The 19,176-nt window shown below is 73.2% G+C and carries 18 protein-coding genes; 10 read left to right on the top strand and 8 right to left on the bottom strand.

The annotated features are described in order from the left end of the window. Positions 1-10 precede the first annotated feature (10 nt). On the bottom strand, positions 11-727 hold the full coding sequence (hemQ, locus tag ACYVIH_RS16920) for a hydrogen peroxide-dependent heme synthase (RefSeq protein ID WP_460870667.1): 717 nt from the start codon (positions 725-727) through the stop codon (positions 11-13). Between the two features lie 4 nt (positions 728-731). Next, a complete protein-coding gene (gene hemG / locus ACYVIH_RS16915) occupies positions 732-2,177 on the bottom strand; it encodes a protoporphyrinogen oxidase (RefSeq protein ID WP_460870666.1) in 1,446 nt (481 codons plus the stop codon). A gap of 124 nt (positions 2,178-2,301) precedes the next feature. Here hemG and ACYVIH_RS16910 point away from each other — a divergent pair, with 124 nt between their 5' ends. Beyond that, positions 2,302-3,288 carry a DUF4349 domain-containing protein gene (locus ACYVIH_RS16910; RefSeq protein ID WP_460870665.1) on the top strand — a complete coding sequence of 329 codons (987 nt, stop codon included), beginning with the start codon at positions 2,302-2,304 and terminating at the stop codon, positions 3,286-3,288. A 59-nt stretch (positions 3,289-3,347) separates the two neighbouring features. Here the strand turns inward: ACYVIH_RS16910 and hemE are convergent, their stop codons facing one another. Next, on the bottom strand, positions 3,348-4,400 hold the full coding sequence (gene hemE, locus ACYVIH_RS16905; RefSeq protein ID WP_460870664.1) for a uroporphyrinogen decarboxylase: 1,053 nt from the start codon (positions 4,398-4,400) through the stop codon (positions 3,348-3,350). A gap of 69 nt (positions 4,401-4,469) precedes the next feature. On the opposite strand from hemE, the gene ACYVIH_RS16900 reads away from it, so the two are divergent. Together ACYVIH_RS16900 and ACYVIH_RS16895 are read left to right on the top strand one after the other, a co-directional pair. Then, positions 4,470-5,069 carry a DUF3000 domain-containing protein gene (locus tag ACYVIH_RS16900; RefSeq protein ID WP_460870663.1) on the top strand — a complete coding sequence of 200 codons (600 nt, stop codon included), beginning with the start codon at positions 4,470-4,472 and terminating at the stop codon, positions 5,067-5,069. Beyond that, on the top strand, positions 5,069-6,415 hold the full coding sequence (locus ACYVIH_RS16895; protein ID WP_460870662.1) for an HRDC domain-containing protein: 1,347 nt from the start codon (positions 5,069-5,071) through the stop codon (positions 6,413-6,415). Before ACYVIH_RS16900 ends, ACYVIH_RS16895 begins: the two co-directional genes overlap by 1 nt. A gap of 10 nt (positions 6,416-6,425) precedes the next feature. On the opposite strand, the gene ACYVIH_RS16890 is transcribed toward ACYVIH_RS16895, so the two are convergent. Continuing rightward, positions 6,426-7,754 (bottom strand): extracellular solute-binding protein, encoded by a 1,329-nt coding sequence (locus ACYVIH_RS16890; protein WP_460870661.1) that lies wholly within the window; start codon positions 7,752-7,754, stop codon positions 6,426-6,428. 139 nt (positions 7,755-7,893) lie between these two features. Then, positions 7,894-8,751, bottom strand: a complete 858-nt coding sequence (locus ACYVIH_RS16885) for an aldo/keto reductase (RefSeq protein ID WP_460870660.1) — start codon at positions 8,749-8,751, stop codon at positions 7,894-7,896. Between the two features lie 38 nt (positions 8,752-8,789). On the opposite strand from ACYVIH_RS16885, the gene ACYVIH_RS16880 reads away from it, so the two are divergent. The 4 genes from ACYVIH_RS16880 to arfB all read left to right on the top strand — a co-directional run bounded on the left by ACYVIH_RS16880 (position 8,790) and on the right by arfB (position 12,156). Next, positions 8,790-9,893: an FUSC family protein gene (locus tag ACYVIH_RS16880; protein ID WP_460870659.1), complete on the top strand. Its 1,104-nt coding sequence runs from the start codon at positions 8,790-8,792 to the stop codon at positions 9,891-9,893. A gap of 96 nt (positions 9,894-9,989) precedes the next feature. Next, entirely contained in the window at positions 9,990-10,610 is a 621-nt protein-coding gene (locus ACYVIH_RS16875) for a hypothetical protein (RefSeq protein WP_460870658.1), read from the top strand. Positions 10,611-10,852: 242 nt separating this feature from the next. Continuing rightward, a complete protein-coding gene (locus tag ACYVIH_RS16870; RefSeq protein WP_460870657.1) occupies positions 10,853-11,731 on the top strand; it encodes a carbohydrate kinase family protein in 879 nt (292 codons plus the stop codon). Further along, a complete protein-coding gene (gene arfB, locus ACYVIH_RS16865; protein ID WP_460870656.1) occupies positions 11,728-12,156 on the top strand; it encodes an alternative ribosome rescue aminoacyl-tRNA hydrolase ArfB in 429 nt (142 codons plus the stop codon). Before ACYVIH_RS16870 ends, arfB begins: the two co-directional genes overlap by 4 nt. A gap of 7 nt (positions 12,157-12,163) precedes the next feature. Here arfB and ACYVIH_RS16860 read toward each other — a convergent pair whose 3' ends face one another. Further along, positions 12,164-13,102, bottom strand: coding sequence for an endonuclease/exonuclease/phosphatase family protein (locus tag ACYVIH_RS16860; RefSeq protein WP_460870655.1), 939 nt, complete (start codon positions 13,100-13,102; stop codon positions 12,164-12,166). A 72-nt stretch (positions 13,103-13,174) separates the two neighbouring features. Between ACYVIH_RS16860 and ACYVIH_RS16855 the strand changes: the two genes are divergently transcribed. Beyond that, positions 13,175-13,681: a type II toxin-antitoxin system PemK/MazF family toxin gene (locus tag ACYVIH_RS16855; protein WP_460870654.1), complete on the top strand. Its 507-nt coding sequence runs from the start codon at positions 13,175-13,177 to the stop codon at positions 13,679-13,681. Between the two features lie 45 nt (positions 13,682-13,726). Here ACYVIH_RS16855 and hrpA read toward each other — a convergent pair whose 3' ends face one another. After that, entirely contained in the window at positions 13,727-17,674 is a 3,948-nt protein-coding gene (gene hrpA, locus ACYVIH_RS16850) for an ATP-dependent RNA helicase HrpA (protein ID WP_460870653.1), read from the bottom strand. 216 nt (positions 17,675-17,890) lie between these two features. Here hrpA and ACYVIH_RS16845 point away from each other — a divergent pair, with 216 nt between their 5' ends. Continuing rightward, entirely contained in the window at positions 17,891-18,175 is a 285-nt protein-coding gene (locus ACYVIH_RS16845) for a Fe-S cluster assembly protein HesB (protein ID WP_460870652.1), read from the top strand. A 36-nt stretch (positions 18,176-18,211) separates the two neighbouring features. On the opposite strand, the gene ACYVIH_RS16840 is transcribed toward ACYVIH_RS16845, so the two are convergent. Continuing rightward, positions 18,212-18,913 (bottom strand): NUDIX hydrolase, encoded by a 702-nt coding sequence (locus tag ACYVIH_RS16840; RefSeq protein WP_460870651.1) that lies wholly within the window; start codon positions 18,911-18,913, stop codon positions 18,212-18,214. Positions 18,914-18,978: 65 nt separating this feature from the next. Here ACYVIH_RS16840 and ACYVIH_RS16835 point away from each other — a divergent pair, with 65 nt between their 5' ends. Continuing rightward, positions 18,979-19,128, top strand: a complete 150-nt coding sequence (locus tag ACYVIH_RS16835; protein WP_460870650.1) for a GPGG-motif small membrane protein — start codon at positions 18,979-18,981, stop codon at positions 19,126-19,128. Positions 19,129-19,176: the final 48 nt, after the last annotated feature.

The following is a 19,176-nucleotide window of genomic DNA, read 5'->3' as shown; positions in this document are numbered from 1 at the left end:
CTCGGGCGCGTCAGGGCAGCGCGTCGACCAGCTCGGTGGGGGTGCGACGGCGGCCGGTGTAGAACGGCACCTCCTCGCGCACGTGCCGCCGGGCGTCCGAGCCGCGCAGATGACGCATCAGGTCCACGATCCGCGAGAGGTCGTCGGCCTCGAAGGCCAGCATCCACTCGTAGTCGCCGAGCGCGAACGACGCGACCGTGTTGGCCCGCACGTCGGGGTAGCCGCGCGCCATCATGCCGTGCTCGGCGAGCATCCGGCGTCGCTCGTCGTCCTCGAGGAGGTACCACTCGTAGGAGCGCACGAACGGGTAGACGCACACGTAGGACTTCGGCTCCTCGTCGGCGAGGAACGCCGGGATGTGGCTCTTGTTGAACTCCGCGGGCCGGTGCAGCGCCATCTGCGACCACACCGGGTCCAGCCGGCGACCGAACGCGGTGCGCCGGAACCGGTGGTAGGCCTGCTGCAGGTCGTCGCTGTTCTCGGCGTGCCACCAGATCATCAGCTCGGCGTCCGCGCGCAGGCCGGAGACGTCGTAGAGACCGCGCACCCGGACGCCGGAGGCCTCGAGGTCCTCGAAGAGCTTCTCGACCTCGTTGGCCTCCGCCGCCCGATCGCCGTCGCCGATCACGTCGCGGAGGTGGAACACCGACCACATCGTGTAGCGGATCGTGTCGTTGAGGTCCTTGGCGGCCTTGCCCTGGTTGGGACGCTTCGCGGTCTCGGTCATGCGGTCATTCTCCTCTTCTCGCCGTCTGCTCCGACAGCGCGTTCAGTACCTGGGTCGCAGCGGTCTCGGCGGAGGCGATGCAGGCCGGGATCCCGAGCCCGTCGTACGCCGCGCCGCAGACCGCGAGCGAGCCTGCCTTCGCCACCGAGAGCCGCACCTGGCGGACCCGGTCGAGGTGCCCGACGGCGTACTGCGGCAGCCCGCCGCCCCACCGCTGCACGTGCCGGTCGACCGGGCGCACCGACAGCCCGATCGCATCGCTGAGGTCGGCCAGCGCGAGCTCGACGAGCCGGTCGTCGTCGACCTGGAGGGTGCGCTCCTCGCCGTGCCGGCCGATCGAGCAGCGCATCACGAGCAGGTCCTCACCCGCGTCGGCGCCGCGGCCGGCATCGGCGACCCAGTCCCACTTGGCGAAGGAGTACGTCGCCCCCTTCACCGCCCGGCCGTCCACCGGCGGGACGAGGAAACCGGAGCCGGTCGTCTCGGGGAAGTCGCGACGGCGGAACGCCATGGTCACGATCGCCATGGAGGCGTACTCGATCCGACCGAGCTCGAGTGCCGCGTCGGGCGCGACGTCGCTCAGCAGCCGCGACGTCGCCGGCGCCGGGGTGGCCAGCACGACCGCGTCGGCCCCGACCACCTCGGGGTCGCGGGTGGAGCCGACGACGAGGTTCCACCCACCACCCGGTCGGCGGGCGAGCTCGCGGACGGTGGCGTCGGTGCGCACCTCGACATCGGCGTGGTCGGCGACCGCCCGGGGCAGCTGTCCGATGCCTCCGACGAGCCCGGCGAAGACGGGTACGTCGGACGTGGCCGCCGTCGCGGCCGCCGCGGCACGCAGCATCGACTTGTCGCGGTCGAGCAGGGCGACGACCTGGGGCACGGTGGCCCGGGCGGAGAGCCGGCGGGCGTGGCCGGCGTACACCCCGCCGAGCAGCGGCTCCACCAGCCGGTCCACGACCTCCTTGCCGAACCGCTCCTCGATCAGCCAGCCGACGCTCACGTCGCTCTCCCCGATCCGGGTCGCGGGGAGCACCGCGTCGAGGGTGGCCCGGGCGAGGCCGGCCTTGGAGATCACGCCGCTCTCGGCGAGTGCGCGGGCGTCCACGGGCACGCCCATCAGGGTGCGCGGCATCGCGAGCATCTCGCCGCGGGTCCACAGCGAGGCCGACGTGGTGGCCGGGTGCACCAGCCGGGGGGCCAGGCCGACCTCGCGGGCCAGGGCGGTGGCCTCCGGGCGGCGGTTGAGCATCGCCTCCGCACCGACGTCGACGGTCACCCCGGCGACCTCGGCGAGGGCGAGCTTGCCGCCGACCCTGGGCGCGGCCTCGAGCACCGTCACCTGCAGCGACGGGTCCTGGCGCTTGAGCGAGGCGGCGGCCGAGAGTCCGCTGATGCCGCCACCGACGACGACGACGCGCCGCGAGGGGGCATCCACAGGCCGGTTCACGATGACCACATTCGCAAACCCCGCGCCACTTCACCAAGTCGGTGGGAACCGATCCGGGATGGTGCGCGTCACACCCTCGTCGAAGTCGCCGGAGCACTGCCGGCCGGACCGCCGAGGAGAACCGATGGCCAGGCTCGCCAGAAGGACCAGGACCGGGCTCGTTGCAGCAGCCGCGCTGCTCGCCCTCGCCGCGGGAGCGTGCTCTGCCGGCGGGTCCGGCGCCGCGGAGTCCAGTGCCTCGGTCGAGGACGTCGCCCTCCGGGAGGAGGGCGGCACCGGCGGCTCAGGAGACTCCGGCGGTGCGGCCGCACCGGAGAGCGGAGTCGGCCGCGTCGAGAAGGGGCTGACCGGGTCTGGAGCGGCGGGCGACGGTCCCAACCGGGCCAACCGGTCGACCGTGCAGACGCGCGCGGTGATCCGCACGGGCGAGGTCTCCCTCGTGGCCAAGGAGATGAGCCGGGCACGCCTCGAGATCGACGGACTCGTCGCCGAGCACGGCGGCTACCTCGCCAGCGAGGACACCACCAACGACCGACGCGGCCGGCCACAGCGGTCGGTGCTGGTGCTCCGCGTGCCGGAGCCGGCCTTCGCCGACGTGATGGCCGGCCTGGCCGGGGTCGGCCGGACGCTACGGGCCGACCGCAGCTCCGAGGACGTCACCACCGAGGTGATCGACGTCGACACGCGGGTGGCCACCGCCGAGGCCAGTCTGGCCCGGCTGCAGCGCTTCCTGCGCCAGGCGACGACCGTCGACGACATGATTCGGCTCGAGTCGGAGATCGCCACGCGGCAGGCAGAGCTCGAGTCGCTGAAGGCGCAGCAGAAGTACCTCTCGGACCAGACCTCGATGTCCACGATCACCGTGCGGCTGCGCACCCCGGACGCTCCCCCGCCGGCCCCCGACGAGGACGACCAGGGGTTCCTCGCCGGGCTGGCCGGCGGCTGGGACGCGCTGCAGACGGTCCTGGTCGGGACGGCGACCGTGGTCGGCGCCCTGCTGCCGTTCGCCGTGACGTTCGCGGTGGTCGGCGCACCGGTCTGGCTGCTGGTGCGCACCCTGCGCCGGCGACGCCTCACCGCACCGACACCTCCCGCGGCCGAAGCCGGCTGACCCGGGCGCCCCGGGTGGCCGCGGGTGCCGCGGGTGCCGCGGGTGCCGCGCCGGACGGCTCAGCGCGCGGAGTACTCGTGCACGAAGTCGGTGAGCCGGGCCAGCTGGTCGGGGTCTGTGGAGGGCATCACGCCGTGGCCGAGGTTGAAGATGTGACCCGGCGCGGCCCGGCCGGCGTCGACGACCTCGGCGGCACGCGAGAGCATCAGCTCGGTCGGTGCGAACACCAGCGACGGGTCGAGGTTGCCCTGCACCGCGCGGCCGCCGACCCGCTCGATGCCAGCCGCCAGCGGCACCCGCCAGTCCACGCCGACCACGTCGGCGCCGGCCTCGCCCATCAGCCCGAGCAGCTCGCCGGTGCCCACCCCGAAGTGGATCCGCGGGACGCCCAGCTCGCCGGCGCGGGCGAGCACGTCGGCGGAGTAGGGCATGACGTAGCGCTGGTAGTCGGCCGGGGACATCGCGCCGGCCCAGGAGTCGAACAGCTGCACGGCCGACGCGCCGGCCGCGACCTGCACCTCCAGGTAGGCCGCCGAGATGCCGGCGATCTTGCGCATGAGCGCGTCCCAGACCTCGGGGGCGCCGAACATCAGCGCCTTGGTCTTCGCGTGCTCCTTCGACGGCCCGCCCTCGACGAGGTAGGACGCGACGGTGAACGGTGCTCCGGCGAAGCCGATCAGCGGCGTCGCCCCGAGCTCGGCGACCAGCCCCTGCACCGACTCGGTGATGAAGCCGACGTGCTCGGGGGTGAGGTCGGCGATCGCCTCGACGTCCGCGAGGGTGGCCACCGGCTCGGCCACCACCGGGCCCACTCCGGGGACGATGTCGAGGTCGACGCCGACGGCCTTGAGCGGCAGCACGATGTCGGAGAAGAAGATCGCCGCGTCCACGCCGTAGCGGCGCACCGGCTGCATCGTGATCTCCACGACCAGGTCGGGCCGCATGCACGACTCGAGCATCGGGACGCCCTCGCGGAGCTTGCGGTACTCCGGCAGCGAACGGCCTGCCTGGCGCATGAACCACACAGGGGTGTGCGGCACGTCCTCGCCGCGCGCGGCACGCAGGAAGGCGGAGTCGTGGAGAGCGGGACTGGTCTCGGAGGCAGCTGGCACGCGCCCATCTTCGCAGGCCAGGCGGCGAGTCGGACCGCCGGTGGCCGCGAACCGGCCTAGCATGAGGCCATGGCCGCACGACAAGAGCCCCGCCTGGAGGGCCCGGCGACCCCCGAGGAGTTCCTCGTGGCGGTCGACCGCATGCACGCGGCCCGGCTGCGCCCCGAGATCTTCTGCGAGGAGATGCCGGCCCCGCAGCGGATCGCCCCCTTCGCCTCCGCCCTCTCCGCCGACGTCACGGTCGACGGTGAGGACGTGGGCACGGGCCGGATCGTCCTGCTCCACGACCCGGCGGGCAACGACGCCTGGCACGGCACGTTCCGGTGCGTGGCCTACGCCCGCGCCGAGATCGACCCCGAGATGGCCAACGACCCGCTGCTCGGCGAGGTCGGCTGGTCCTGGCTCACCGACGCGCTCGAGGCCCACGGCGCGGAGTACCTCGCCCCCTCCGGCACGGTCACCAAGGTCTCCTCGGAGAGCTTCGGCAGCATGGCCGAGGAGGAGGCCACCGCGCAGCTGGAGATCCGGGCGTCCTGGACCCCGCTCGGCGACGTGGCCGACCACGTCGAGGCGTGGGGCGAGCTGCTGTGCACCGCCGCGGGGCTGCCGCCCGTGCCCGAAGGGGTCGCACCGCTGCCGAGCCGGCGAGGACAGCGCGGCCGTAGCTGATGCCCCCTGCTCCCCCGGCGCCCGCCGAACCGCCCAGCCAGCCGTCCAGCCCGCCGCCCGGTCCTGCCGGCACGCCCGCCGAGGAGGCGGCTGCGAAGACTCCGCTGCTCGAGCTGCGCGACGGCCTGCCGCCGGTGGCCGACAGCCACGACGCCCTCGCCGAGGTGGTCGAGGCGATCCGCTCGGGCGCCGGCCCGGTCGCGGTCGACGCCGAGCGCGCCTCGGGCTACCGCTACTCCGCCCGGGCGTACCTGATCCAGCTCCGTCGCGAGGGGTCTGGCTCGGCGCTGGTCGACCCGATCCCGTTCGGCGACATGACAACGCTCAACGACGCGATCGGCGACGCGGAGTGGATCCTGCACGCGGCCACCCAGGACCTGCCCTGCCTCGCCGAGCTCGGCATGCGACCGGTTGCGCTGTTCGACACCGAGCTCGCCGGCCGGCTGCTCGGCTATCCACGCGTGGGTCTGGCGACCTTGGTCGAGACGATTGTGGGTCGCCGCCTGCGCAAGGAGCACTCCGCGGTCGACTGGTCCACGCGGCCGCTGCCCGAGCCGTGGCTGGAGTACGCCGCCCTCGACGTCGAGGTGCTCATCGAGCTGCGCGATGCGCTCGCCGAGGAGCTCGACCGCACCGGCAAGGCCGAGTGGGCCCGGCAGGAGTTCGAGCACCTGGTCAACGCCGGCCCCAACTCCCCACGCCAGGACCCGTGGCGGCGGACCTCCGGCATGCACCGGGCCCGCGGCCGGCGCGCGCTCGCCGCCGTGCGCGAGCTGTGGGAGGCGCGTGACGCGATCGCTGCCCAACGCGACGTCACCCCAGGCAGGATCATCCCCGACTCCGCCATCGTCGAGGCCGCCAACGCCCTGCCCCGCGACCGCGCCACCCTGCTCGCCCTCAAGGGGTTCAAGGGCCGCGGCGCCCAGCGCTACGCCAACCTTTGGATCGAGGCGATCCGCACCGCCCGCGAGCTCCCCGAGGACCAGCTGCCACCCCACGCCGCGCGGTACGACGGTCCGCCGCCGCCCCGCGCCTGGGCCGACCGTGATCCTGTGGCGGCGGCGCGGCTGAGCAGCGCCCGCAGCGGCCTGGCCGCGCGGGCCACCGACCTCAACCTGCCGGTGGAGAACCTGCTGACCCCGGACTTCGTCCGTCGGCTGATGTGGGAGCCACCCGAGGCGGACGCACACGAGCTCCCCGACGCCGTGGCAACGGCTCTGCGGGACCTCGGTGCACGGCGGTGGCAGGTCGAGCTCACCACCGAGCTGCTGGTCGAGGCGATCGTGACCGCGCCGACGGCCGTCGCCGCGGCAGAGGAGCCGACGCCGACCGCGGAGGACGACTGACCCGGCCGGGTCACTCCTCCTCGGGCGCGAGGACCTCGGTCGACGCGGTGTCGATCTCCTCGAGCATCGCGTCGAGGTCGATCACCGGCGCGTAGAACATCCGGTCCAGCGTCGGCTCGACCTGCTCGGCGAGCTCGGGCCAGGTGGCCACGAACGGCAGCGACTGTGCCCGTCGTACACCCTCGTTGAAGATGAACGAGCTCTCGGGCTGCCGCGACGCCTGCACGAACGCCGCGGAGTGGGCCACCTCGAGGTTGGAGGGCACCACGTAGCCGGAGCGCGCGGTGATCGATGCGCCCTCGCGCCCGACCGCGAAGGCCAGGAAGTCACCGGCGACCTCGGCGTGGTCGGTGTCGGCGGAGATGCAGTAGCCGGTCATGTCCGCGATCGTCCGGAACCGGCCCAGGCTCGGCAGCGGCATCACGTCGAAGCGCAGGTCCTCGTCGGCGCGCAGGCGTGGGGTCAGCTCGCGGGTGCCGAGGATCATCCCGAGCCGCCCGCGGGTGAACCGGGTGACGGCGTCCTGGCGCTCGAGCTTCTGCGCGGTGGGGGTGATCTCGGGGTCACGCACCAGCGCGAGCACCTGCTCGAGGGCAGCGCGGGTGTCGCCGTCGGAGAGGGTCAGCGTCGTCGGGGCCTGCGAGTCGTCGACGATCTCCGCGCCCGCGGACCACACGAACGGCGCGAGGGAGGAGAGCGAGGGGTCGATGTGCACGCCGTCGGCGCGGCCACGGGCGGCCTGCCGCGCCGCCTCGGTGAACATCTCCCAGGTCCACCCGTCCAGGGCGCTGGGCGGCTCCTCCTCCTCGGTGCCGAGCTCCGCGAGGTCGATCAGGTCCTGGTTGTAGTAGACGACGACCGGTGACACGTCGTGCGGCATGCACTGAAGCGCCGCGTCGGCGGCGAACGCGGTGAGCCCGCCGCGCTGGTACCCGTCGCCGAAGTCGACCTGGCGCTCCTCGAGGAGGCCGTCGACGGGCTGCACGAGCTCCTCGTCGACCAGCCGGGGCAGGTGGTCGTGGTCGATCAGGAAGACGTCGGGTGCGGTGCCGCCGAGGACGGTCTCCATGACCTGCTCGGCGTCGTCGAAGCGGGCCACCTTCACGGTGACGTTCGGATGGTCGTCGGAGAACGCCTCCGCGAGGTCCTCGTACGCCGGGAGCGCCCCCTTGGGCCCGTAGACGCCCAGGTTGATCGTCACCGGCTGCGCCGGGGTGGTCGCCGTGCTGGGTGAGGGCTCCGGTGCGGTGCGCTCGGAGTCGGCGGTCGTGCATCCGGCGAGCACGGCGCAGGCGACGACCCCGCCCACGACCGCGTTGAACCCGCGCACGACCCTCACCACGCCCGTCCTTCCCGGAACCTGTCCCCTGTAGCGACCTTCACGACCTGCATCGACCTGCAGACACCGTACCGGCCGGTAGCGCGTGGGTGGGGAGTGCGCCCGCGTGGCCCCCGGCACACCGGCCCCGAGCGGTGGCTCAGGAGGCGTCGAGCCGGGCCAGGTCCTCGTCCTCGAGCTTCAGCGCCGCCGCCGCGACGGAGTCGCGCACCGACTCGACCCGGCTCGCACAGGGGATCGGGATCACGACCGGGGACTTGGCCAGCTCCCAGGCGAGTGCGACCTGCTGGGGCGAGACGCCGTACTTCTCGGCCACCTCACCGAACACCGCGAACCGCTCCCCGAGCTCTCCGGCCTCACGCATCCCGCCGAGCGGGCTCCATGGCAGGAAGGCGATGCCGAGCTCGGTGCACAGGTCGAGCTCGGGCTGTGAGCTGCGGAACCGTGGCGAGAACTCGTTCTGCACGGCGGCCAACGAGTCACCGAGGATCTCGTGGGCGAGCCGGATCTGGTCGGGGTTCGCGTTGGAGATGCCGACCTTGATCACCAGGCCCTCGTCCACGAGCTGCTTCAGGCCGCCCATCGTCTCGGCGTAGTCGACCTCGGGGTCGGGACGGTGGTGCTGGTAGAGCCCGATCGCCTCGACACCGAGCCGGCGCAGCGACCCCTCGCAGGCGGCACGGAGGTACTCCGGCCGGCCGTCGAGGTGCCACTCCCGCCCGCTGCGCGTGTGGCCGCCCTTGGTCGCCACCAGGACCTGGTCCGCGTCGCTGCCGTAGGCGCGCAGCGCTCGGGCGATGAGCTCCTCGTTGTGCCCGAAGCTCGCCTCGTCGACCGCGTAGGCGTCCGCGGTGTCGATCAGGGTCACCCCGGCGTCGAGGGCGGCGTGGATCGTGAAGAGCGCCTGCTGCTCGTCGTTCTCGTCGCGCACGGACATCGGCATGCCGCCGAGCCCGATCGCGCTGACCGTCCTGTCCCCGATACGTCGCTGCTCCATCCCCCCACCATAGGCGGCGCTCTGGCAGCATCGGCCGTGTGAGCGACCTGGCGGACACCCTCGACCGCGCCTGGCAGCAGGGCCGGCTCTCCGCGCGAGCCCGGGTCGCCCGGCTGCGCTCCAAGTCGTGGCACATCGGGCAGGCCGCGGTCGCCGCCGCCGTCGCCTGGGTGCTGGCCAAGGAGGTGCTCGGGCACGATACCCCGTTCTTCGCCCCGATCGCGGCTGTGGTGAGCCTGGGCACCTCCTACGGGCAACGGCTGCGCCGCGTCGCCGAGGTGACCGTGGGCGTCGCGGTCGGTGTGCTCGTCGCCGACCTGCTGGTGCTGGCGCTGGGCACCGGCTGGTGGCAGGTGGGGTTGGTCGTCGCGCTCGCGATGTCGACGGCCCTCCTGCTCGACACCGGCGGTCTGCTGGTCACCCAGGCCGCGGTCCAGTCGATCATCGTGGTCACGCTCCTGCCGCACCCGGACCAGGCGCTGCTGCGCTGGACCGACGCCCTGGTGGGCGGTGCGGTCGCGCTCGTCGCCGCGGCGGTGGTCCCGAGCGCGCCGCTGCGCCGGCCGCGGGAACGCGCCGCGGTGGTGGTCCGCAAGATGGCGGCACTGCTGCGCGCCGCCTCGCAGAGCGCGGTCGACGGCGACCTGGACCGCGCCCTCGAGGTCCTCGCCAACGCACGGACCACCGAGCCGCTGCTGCGTGAGCTCCAGGCAGCCGCCGACGAGGGGATGTCGGTGGTGGCGTCGTCGCCGTTCCGGCGCCGGCACAAGGGTCGGGTACGCCGGGCCGCGGAGCTCGTCGAGCCGATGGACCGCGCGCTGCGCAACACCCGCGTGCTCGTCCGGCGGGTCGCGGTGGCCGGCTACCGGGGCGAGCAGCTGCCGCGGGCCTACGCGCTGCTCTGCGCCGACCTCGCCGACGCCACCGACCACATCGCCGAGGCGCTCGAGCACGACCAGATGGCCGAGCCCGCCCGTGCCGAGCTGGTCCGGATCGGCCTCGGCACCGCGGAGGTGGAGCGGGTCTCCGACCTCTCCGCGGAGGTCGTGCTCGCCCAGATCCGGTCGATCGTGGTGGACCTGCTGCAGGTGACCGGGCTCGACGTGCTCGAGGCCACCGACGCGCTGCCGCCGATGCGCTGACCGGGTCGACACTCCATCGCGGTGGTCGGTCCGGGCGTGGCCGGCATCGCTGGCGCGGCTGAGCCGGCCGGGCCGGCCGCCGTACCCTGGAGGGCGATGTCCGAGCCCAGACGCCACCACCGACCCGCCCTGCCCGGCGACGCCGCCTTCCAGGCGATCCCCGCCGAGGACGACCCCGCCCGGCGCAGCGAGGCGGCCGACCGGTGCGCGACCCTGCTCGTGCGCGGCGCTCGGGACCGCGCCGACGAGGAGCTCGTCGCACGGGTGGTCGCACTGGCCGACGCCGAGGGGCTCGAGACCCTGGCCGAGCTCTGGGCCGGCGCACCGGCCGACTCCCTCGCCGGCTGCCTGTGGCGGCTCTACGTGCTGCGCTCCTGGGTTCACGCCGACCCGGTGGCGGCGGCGGCCGAGTTCGACTCGGGCCGCCGGCACCTGCCGGTGCACGAGGTGGTCGCGGGGGTGGTGGACCCGCCCGGCGCGGACGAGGTGCGCCAGCTCGTGGACCAGGTGCTGCGCGGGGTGGCGGTCGGGGACTTCGCGGACACGCTGTACCGCGCGGCCGCGTTCGCGCGGGTGGTGGCGACCGGGCGTGCGCACCTCGAGCACGGCGGGCGCCGTTCGAGGTACGCCCACGACCTGTCCGCAGCCAGGCTGAGCAGCATGGCGGACCAGCTCGAGCACGCCGCACGACTCGAGGTGATCGGCCAGCTCTCCTGACGCCCGACTTGTACAATGGTCGGCGTCGGGCCGCGGCAGCCCCGGGTCCCAAAACAAGCCGCTACGAGCGGCCACGCGCCGTGAGGCGCTCCCGGTCCGGCAGCACCACGCGCAGGCCCGTCGTCCACTGGACGGCGGGCCTTCGTGCTGCCGGCGGGCGGGCCCTGGTGCAATAGCGTCGAAGCCTCCGGATCACCGGAGGGGACGTGGCCGGAGGCTGTGCCGGACGGGAGGAGGCCGGGATGCTCGTCGCCTGTCTCGGCGAGATCATGCTCGACGTCATCGTCGACGTGCCCACCGGGCTGGTGCCCGACGACGACACACCGGCGCGGATCACCTTCGCTGCCGGAGGCCAGGCGGCGAACGTCGCGGGGTGGGCGCAGGAGTACGGCGCGACCGCCCGTCTGTTCGGCCCCAGGGCCGCCAAGGGCCCGGGCCAGTTCGTCGACGAGGCGTTGGAGGCTGCGGGGATCGAGGTGCACGGACCGATCACCGGCCGCGCGGGGACGGTGGTCTCCGTGGTCTCCGAGACCGGCCGGTCGCTGGCCTCGGACCCCGGGCCGGCGTCCTGGCTCGACCACGTCGCCCCCGGTCCCTGGCTCCAGGGGGCCGACTGGTTGTTCGTCTCCGGCTACGCCCTCTTCCGCGCACCCCACCCGGAGCTGCTGGTGCAGGTCGCCACCGCCGCCCACGACGCCGGCACGAAGGTCGCGATCGACCTCTCCTCCGCGGCGCTGATCGAGGCCTACGGCCCGGCACGCTTCCGGCGGCTCTGGCAGGCGATGCGCCCCGACGTGGTGCTCGCCAACGAGCAGGAGTGGGCAGCCACCCAGTCCGGGCGTCCCGGTCCTCAGGCCGTCGCCGCGGTCCCCGGCTTCGGCGCGGGTGGCACCACCGTGCTGGTCCTGAAGCAGGGACCCGAGGGCTGCTCCTTCATCATCGACGGGGTCGAGGACCACCGGCCGCCGATCACCGGCCCGGTGCTCGACGTGACCGGCGCCGGTGACGCGCTGGGGGCGGGGTTCCTCCTCGGAGGTCCGGACCTGGCGATGGAGGTCGCCGCCCGCTGTGTCGCGCAGACCGGTGGCCAGCCGCACACGATGCTGCCGGAGTCGCCATGACCACCTCCGGCGTCCGGGCCGGCGCGGTCCGGATCCCCGAGCACGAGCTCACCTGGCGGTTCAGCCGCTCGGGCGGTCCCGGCGGCCAGTCGGTGAACACCACCGACAGTCGCGTCGAGCTGCTCTTCGACCTCGCCGGCTCGCCGTCGGTGCCCGAGCACCTCCGGGCTCGCGCGCTCGGCCGCCTCGGCCACCGGCTGGTCGACGGGCGGCTCAGCGTGGTCGCCAGCGAGTACCGCTCGCAGCTGCGCAACCGCGACGCGGCCCGAGCCCGGCTGGCCGAGCTGCTGATCCGAGCCTTCGCGCCCCCGGCACCCAAGCGGCGGCCGACCCGGCCCACCCGAGGCTCCAAGGAACGCCGGCTGGCCGGCAAGAAGCGCCGCGGCGAGGTCAAGTCGCTTCGCCGCCGACCCGACCTCGGCTGAGCCCGGGTCAGCCCAGCCGGATCTCGGCGAGCACCCCGGCATGGTCCGAGGGCCACAGGCCGTTCCCGGTCCGGTCCTCGGGGCGGTCCCCGACGACCCAGCACCGCTCCACCGCGGCCCCCCGCACCCACACGTAGTCGATCCTGCTCTCGGTGGTGCTCGCCGGGTCCGCCAGCCCGGGCGTGTGCCCGCACGTCAGCCCCTCTCCCGGGCCCCCTGCGGCCACCCAGGCGTCGGCGTACGCCGAGGGCATGCCGACCAGCTCGGGCACCTCGTTGAAGTCCCCCACGACCACGACGGGGCGGTCGGGGTCGCCGATCGCCCGGAGCAGCTCGTCGCGCTGGGCCCGCCGGACCGGGCGGTCCCAGGCCTCCAGATGGGTGTTGACGAACCGGAGCCGGCGACCGTCGACCTCCGAGTCGACCCACGCCCAGCTCCGGGCGACGTTGAGCACCAGCCCCGGCATGGGCGTGGCGATGTCCAGGGTGTGCTCGAAGGCGCCCTCGCGCTCCTCGGTGACCAGCACGCCGCTGCCCCGGCGCACCAGCACGACGTTGTGCCCCAGCACCGACATCGTCTCCGCCCCTGCGACCTCGGCTCCGCCCCGGAAGTTCGGCGTGCACGCGTGAACGTCGTACGCCTGGCCGGCGGCGGACAGCGCCCCGAGCAGCTCCTCGAGGAAGTCGAGCCAGACCTCGGCCCCGCCCTGGGCGTCTGGAAGCTGCCGCGACCAGCGCGCCACCTCCTGGAGCCCGACAAGGTCGACCCGGTCACGCACCAGCAGCCGCGCGATCGCGGCCGCCCGGGCCGGGAAGTCGGTGGCGACCACCTGGTCGAACACCGCGCGCGCCCGCCGCGACAGGTCCGCGGGGTCGGTGGCCGCGAAGATCACGGTCAGGTCGGCACCGAGGTAGACGTTGTAGGTCGCGACGCGGATCGTGGGCATGGGTCACAGTGTTCCGCAGCCACGAGGCTCCGCAGCACCGGCCGGATCGCGGCAACGGCTAAGGTCTGCCCCATGAGTCGACTCGGCAGGCTGGTCCGCACCTTCGTCCGGCAGGCCGCCGACCCGTTGCACACCCCGGCCGGCCAGACCGGTCCGGTCGGCGGTCCGGCTGAGACCGATTCACCCGACACCGCCACGACCGGCGTGCACTATGCCCCGGATCTCGACGGCGAGCCGGATCCGGGTGAGGTCGTGTGGGCCTGGGTGCCCTACGAGGACGACCCGCAGCAGGGCAAGGACCGGCCGGTGCTGGTCATCGGCCGCGACGGCGGTGCGCTGCTCGCGCTCCAGCTGAGCAGCCAGGACCACGACCTCGACGCCGAGGACGAGGCGCGCTACGGCAGGTACTGGATGGACATCGGCTCGGGCGCCTGGGACCACCAGGGCCGGCCCAGCGAGGTGCGGCTGGACCGGTTGCTCCGCCTCGACGAGAGCGCCGTACGACGCGAGGGCGCCGTCGTGGACCGGCCCCTGTTCGACGCGGTGCTTCGCGAGGCCCGCGCCCACCACGACCTCTGACGTCCGCTTCGCCCACGCTGTCCCTCGACGTCGGACGAACAGCGGTCAGGCGGCGTCGAGGGCCTTGCGGATCCGGGTGTCGGAGACCGGGTGGGCGGTGCCGAGGTGCTGGGCCCACAGGCTGACCCGCAGCTCCTCGAGCATCCAGCGCACCTTGCGCAGCGTCGCGCTCGGCGGCCGGCCCTCGGGGAGTGCCCCGACCCGGTGCAGGTAGGCCTCCTGCACCGACGCGATCTGGTCCATCAGCAGCCGGTCCCGACCGACCGAGGCGGCCAGCTTCTCCCGGCGGTGCTGGACGGCGGCGAGGTAGCGCGGCAGCTCGCGCAGCTGCGTCTCGCCCACGTCGGCGACGAACCCGCGGTACACCAGCCGACCGACCTGCGCCTTCATGTCCGCCAGCGCCGGCAGCATCGGCAGGTCCGCGGACCCGCTCAGCGCCCGGTCGGTCTCCCGCCACACGCTCAGCACCCGCGCCACGTCGTGCACGACCGCCCGCGTGCGCGGTTCGACCTCGGCGCGCACCTGTGACAGGAGCGCCGCGAAAGCGGTCTCGTCCCAGGCGAGGCCCGCCCGCTCCACCACGCCGTCCACCGCCGCTGCGACGCAGTCCTCGAGCAGCTCCTGGGTGGAGGGGTACGGCGAGGAGGCCAGCGTGAGCTTCTCGGCGTTGCCGAGGCCCGAGGCGATCGTCTTCGCCGGCGAGGCGACGGCCAGCATCAGCAGCCGCCGCAGACCCAACCGCATCGACGCCTCCTGCTCGGCCTCCGAGCCGAACACCTGCAGCCCCACGGTCGCCCGGCCGGCCTCGTCGACGAGCGCGGGAAACCCGCGCACCTCGTGGCCGGCCCGCTGCTGCACGAACGTCCGTTCGATGGTGCCGAAGGTCCACGACGTCTGCCCGGTCACGGTGATCCCGCTCTCGTGCGCCGCCTCGGCCATCGCCCGCGCGAACTTCGGTCGCAGCGGCGCCTTCAGCGCCTCGAGGTCCTTGCCCTCCGCGACGACACGGCGGTTCTCGTCCTCCACCACGAAGGTCGGCCGCAGGTGGTCGGGCACCTTGCTCCAGTCCCACGCGTCCGGGGGTACGATGACCCCGGTGGTCGACCGGAGGAACCGCTCGAGCGCCTCGAGCAACGGCTCCTCCCCCGGCGAGACCGCCGCGAGGAAGGCCCGGGCGTGGTTCGGCGCAGGCACGAAGTTCACCCGCAGCTGCTTGGGCAGGGACCGGATCAGGGCCACCACGAGGTCCTCGCGGAGGCCCGGCACCTGCCACGAGAAGGCACCCGGGTCGACCTGGTTCAAGGTGGCGACCGGCAGGTGCACGGTCACCCCGTCGGCCGCTGTGCCCGGCTCGAACTGGTAGGTGAGGTCGAAGGCGAGGTCGCCCTCGTGCCACCGGTCGGGGTAGTCGGCCTCGTCCACGTCGGCGACCGCCGGGTTGACCAGCATCTCGGGGTCGAAGGTCAGCAGGTCCGGCTTGCGCTGGCGAGTGCGCTTCCACCAGGAGTCGAAGTGCGCCCCGGACACCACCTCCTCCCCCACGCGCGCGTCGTAGAAGTCGAACAGCGTGTGCTCGTCGACGAGGATGTCGCGCCGGCGGGCACGGTGCTCGAGCTCCTCGACCTCCGCGAGCAGGGCCCGGTTCTCGCTGAAGAACCTGTGCCTGGTCTCCCACTCGCCGTAGACAAGCGCGTGCCGGATGAACAGCTCGCGGGCCAGCGCCGGGTCGACCTGCCCGTAGGAGACGAGCCGGTCCGCGACCAGCGGGACGCCGTACAGCGTGACCCGCTCGTAGGCCATCACCGCGGCGCGCTTCTTCGACCAGTGCGGCTCGGAGTAGGTGCGCTTGACCAGGTGGGCGCCGAGCCGCTCGGCCCACTCCGGCCTGATCGCGGCGTTGACCCGCCCCCACAGTCGCGAGGTCTCGACCAGCTCGGCCGACATCACCAGCTGCGGCTGCTTCTTGAACAGCCCTGAGCCGGGGAAGATCGCGAACCGCGCGTTGCGCGCGCCCAGGTAGTCGCGCCGATCGGGGTCACGCAGGCCGATGTGCGAGAGCAGGCCCGACAAGAGCGACTGGTGGATCGCATCGGCGTCGGGCACGTCGGCGGGGTGGCCGACGTTCAGCTTGAGCTGCTTGGCGACCTGCCGCAGCTGCGCCTCCAGCTCCTGCCACTCCCTGATCCGCAGGTAGTTGAGGTGCTCCGCCCGGCACATCCGCCGGAACGCGCTCGAGGACAGCGCACGCTGCTGCTCCTTCACGTAGCGCCACAAGTTCATCAGCGTCATGAAGTCCGAGGTCTCGTCGCGGAACCTCGCGTGCGCCTGGTCGGCCTGCGCCCGCTGCTCGGCGGGCCGCTCGCGCGGGTCCTGGATCGACAGCGCCGCCGCGATCACGAGCACCTCCCGCAGGCAGCCGAGCCGGTCGGCCTCGATCACCATCCGCGCCAGCCGCGGGTCGATCGGGAGCACGACGAGCTGCCGGCCCAGCTTCGTGAGCCGATGCCGGCGACCCGGCTGCCCGGTCGCGACCTCGAGCGCACCGAGCTCCTCGAGGAGCTGGACGCCGGCCTTGACGTTGCGCTGGTCCGGCGGGTCGACGAACGGGAAACGCGCCATGTCGCCGAGGCCGAGCGCGGTCATCTGCAGGATCACCGAGGCCAGGTTCGTGCGCAGGATCTCGGGGTCGGTGAACTCCGGGCGGCTCTCGAAGTCCTCCTCGGAGTAGAGCCGGATGCAGATTCCGGCTTCGACCCGGCCGCACCGTCCCTTGCGTTGGTTGGCCGAGGCCTGGCTGATCGGCTCGATCGGCAGCCGCTGCACCTTGGTGCGGAAGGAGTAGCGCGAGATCCGCGCGAAACCGGCGTCGACGACGTAGCGGATGCCGGGCACGGTCAGCGAGGTCTCCGCGACGTTCGTCGAGAGCACCACCCGCCGCTTGGTGTGCCGCTCGAAGACCTTGTGCTGCTCGGCGCTGGACAGCCGCGCGTAGAGCGGCACGACGTCGAACTCGTCGACGGCCCGCTTCGGGCGCACCTTCGCCAGCACGTCGGCGGTGTCGCGGATCTCCTGCTCCCCGGGCAGGAACACGAGAATGTCTCCGGGGCCCTCGCCGATCAGCTCCGAGACGGCGTCGACGATCGCCTCGGTCTGGTCCCGGACGACGGTCTCGCCCTCCTCGTCGTCGTAGGTCTCCTCGACCAGCGGCCGGTAGCGGACCTCGACCGGGTAGGTGCGGCCCGAGACCTCCACGATCGGGGCCGGCGTGCCGTCGGGTGCGGCGAAGTGCCGCGCGAACCGCTCCGGGTCGATCGTGGCGGAGGTGATGATCACCTTCAGGTCCGGGCGCCTGGGCAGCAGCTGCTTGAGGTAGCCGATGATGAAGTCGATGTTGAGGCTGCGCTCGTGCGCCTCGTCGATGATCAAGGTGTCGTAGGCCGACAGCATCCGGTCGTGCTGGAGCTCGTTGAGCAGGATGCCGTCGGTCATCAGCTTGACCAGCGTGTCGTTGCTGGAACGGTCGGTGAACCGGACCTGGTAGCCGACGGTGGTGCCGAGCTCGGTGCCCAGCTCCTCGGCGATCCGCTCGGCGACGCTCCGGGCCGCGATCCGCCGCGGCTGCGTGTGCCCGATCAGCCCATCGACCCCGCGGCCGAGCTCGAGGCAGATCTTCGGCAGCTGGGTGGTCTTCCCCGAGCCGGTCTCGCCGGCGACGATGACCACCTGGTGGTCGCGGATCGCGGCCGCGATGTCGTCGCGCCGTTCGGCGACCGGCAGCTCCGGCGGGTAGTGGATCTGCGGCACCGACGCCCGCCGTGCCTCGAGCTGCTCGGGGGTGAACTGCCGGCGGCGCTGCTGGGGCCTGCGGTCGCGCCCGCCGCGCCGTCCGGCCCGCCCGTCGGTCTGCGCGCCGGGGGCGCCGCCGCCACCCCGCCGACCGCCGCGGGCCGGGGACGACGGGGTACGACGCTGCTGCGAACCGGCCTCAGACATGACCAGACGAGTCTAGGGGCCGAGGGCAACCGGATTGTCCGCCGCACTTCCCCGGCGCTGTGGACGGTTCACCAGCGGTGTGCCGCGTGTGCAGCGTCCATAACCCCGCGTTACAGCGGGGGCGACACGCCCGAGGTCCGGGGCGGGGGTTGAGTGTTCCGGCCATGCCGGGCACGGTGGAGGTGACCGACGCACTCTAGCGAAAGGCACAGCTTCGTGCTCACTCTCACCGAGAACGCCAACAACGTCGTGAAGAACATCGTCGAGCAGACCGGCAACGGAGGCCAGGCCGGCCTGCGGATCAGCCAGGACGCTCCGGACAGCCCGGCGCTGCACGTCATGCCCACCGAGGGCCCGCAGCCCGGCGACCAGGTGCTGGAGGAGTCCGGCGCCCGGGTCTTCCTCGAGGAGACCGCCGCGGTGACCCTGGACGACAAGGTGCTCGACGCCCAGGTCGACGGGCAGGGCGGGGTGCAGTTCACCATCGGCGTCCAGGGCTGACCCCGGACGCCGGCGCCTGACACCCAGGCGTCGCGCTCAGCGCAGCGTGGACCGGGTCAGCGGCGGGTTCAGCTCGTCGGCCCCCGGCACGTGGCGGTACGTCGCCGCTGGCCGGCCCGGTCCACGCTGCACGCTCCTGCCCGTCGGCTCGAGGACACCCGCGGTGGTGACCTTCCGGTGGAAGTTGCCCGCGTCGAGCCGCACGCCCCAGACCACCTCGTAGACCCGGCGCAGATCGGCGATCGTGAACTCCGGCCCCACGAACGAGGTGGCCAGCGCGGTGTACTCCAGCTTCGCCCGGGCCCGTTCCAGACCGTCCGCCAGGATCTGCCGGTGGTCGAAGGCCATCTCGTCCTGCTCCAGCAGCGCGTCGACCGGTCGCCACTCCGCGCGCGCCGCGTCCGAGCCGGCGGTGGGCCGCTCCGCGGAGGCGGTCACCGCGAGCCAGGCCACGCTGACCACCCGGCCCCGCGGGTCCCGGCCGGGGTCGCCGTAGGAGGCCAGCTGCTCCAGCCGCGCGTGCCGCAGGTCGACCGCGGTCTCCTCCGCCAGCTCCCGGCGAGCCGCGTCGAGCAGTCCCTCGTCGGGCTCCACGAACCCACCGGGAAGCGCCCAGCGCCCCCGGAACGGCTCGCTGCCGCGCTCGACGACGAGCGCGTTCAGGCGGTCGTCGTGCATCGAGAGCGCCACGATGTCGACGGTCACGTAGAAGACCGGGTAGTCACTGGTATAGGCCACATCTCACCTTTGGGGTTTGAGGCATTTGTCCCGGGGCACTTTCCCCTCCGACAGGAGGGAAACACATGATCTCGCTTTTGCTTTGGATCGCCGCAGTCGTACTCGTCGTCTGGGGCGTCATCACGTTGATCCAGGGGAGCATCCTGATGGGCATCGTGCTCATCGTGCTCGGTCTGCTGATCGGTCCCGGTGGAGTCAGCATCTTCAAGAGATGACCAGGGCCCTGCTATACCGGCAGGGCACCATCCTTTCCAGGCGTCGGC

Source organism: Nocardioides pakistanensis, assembly GCF_054781215.1.
This window is presented reverse-complemented; position numbering and strand designations above follow the sequence as displayed.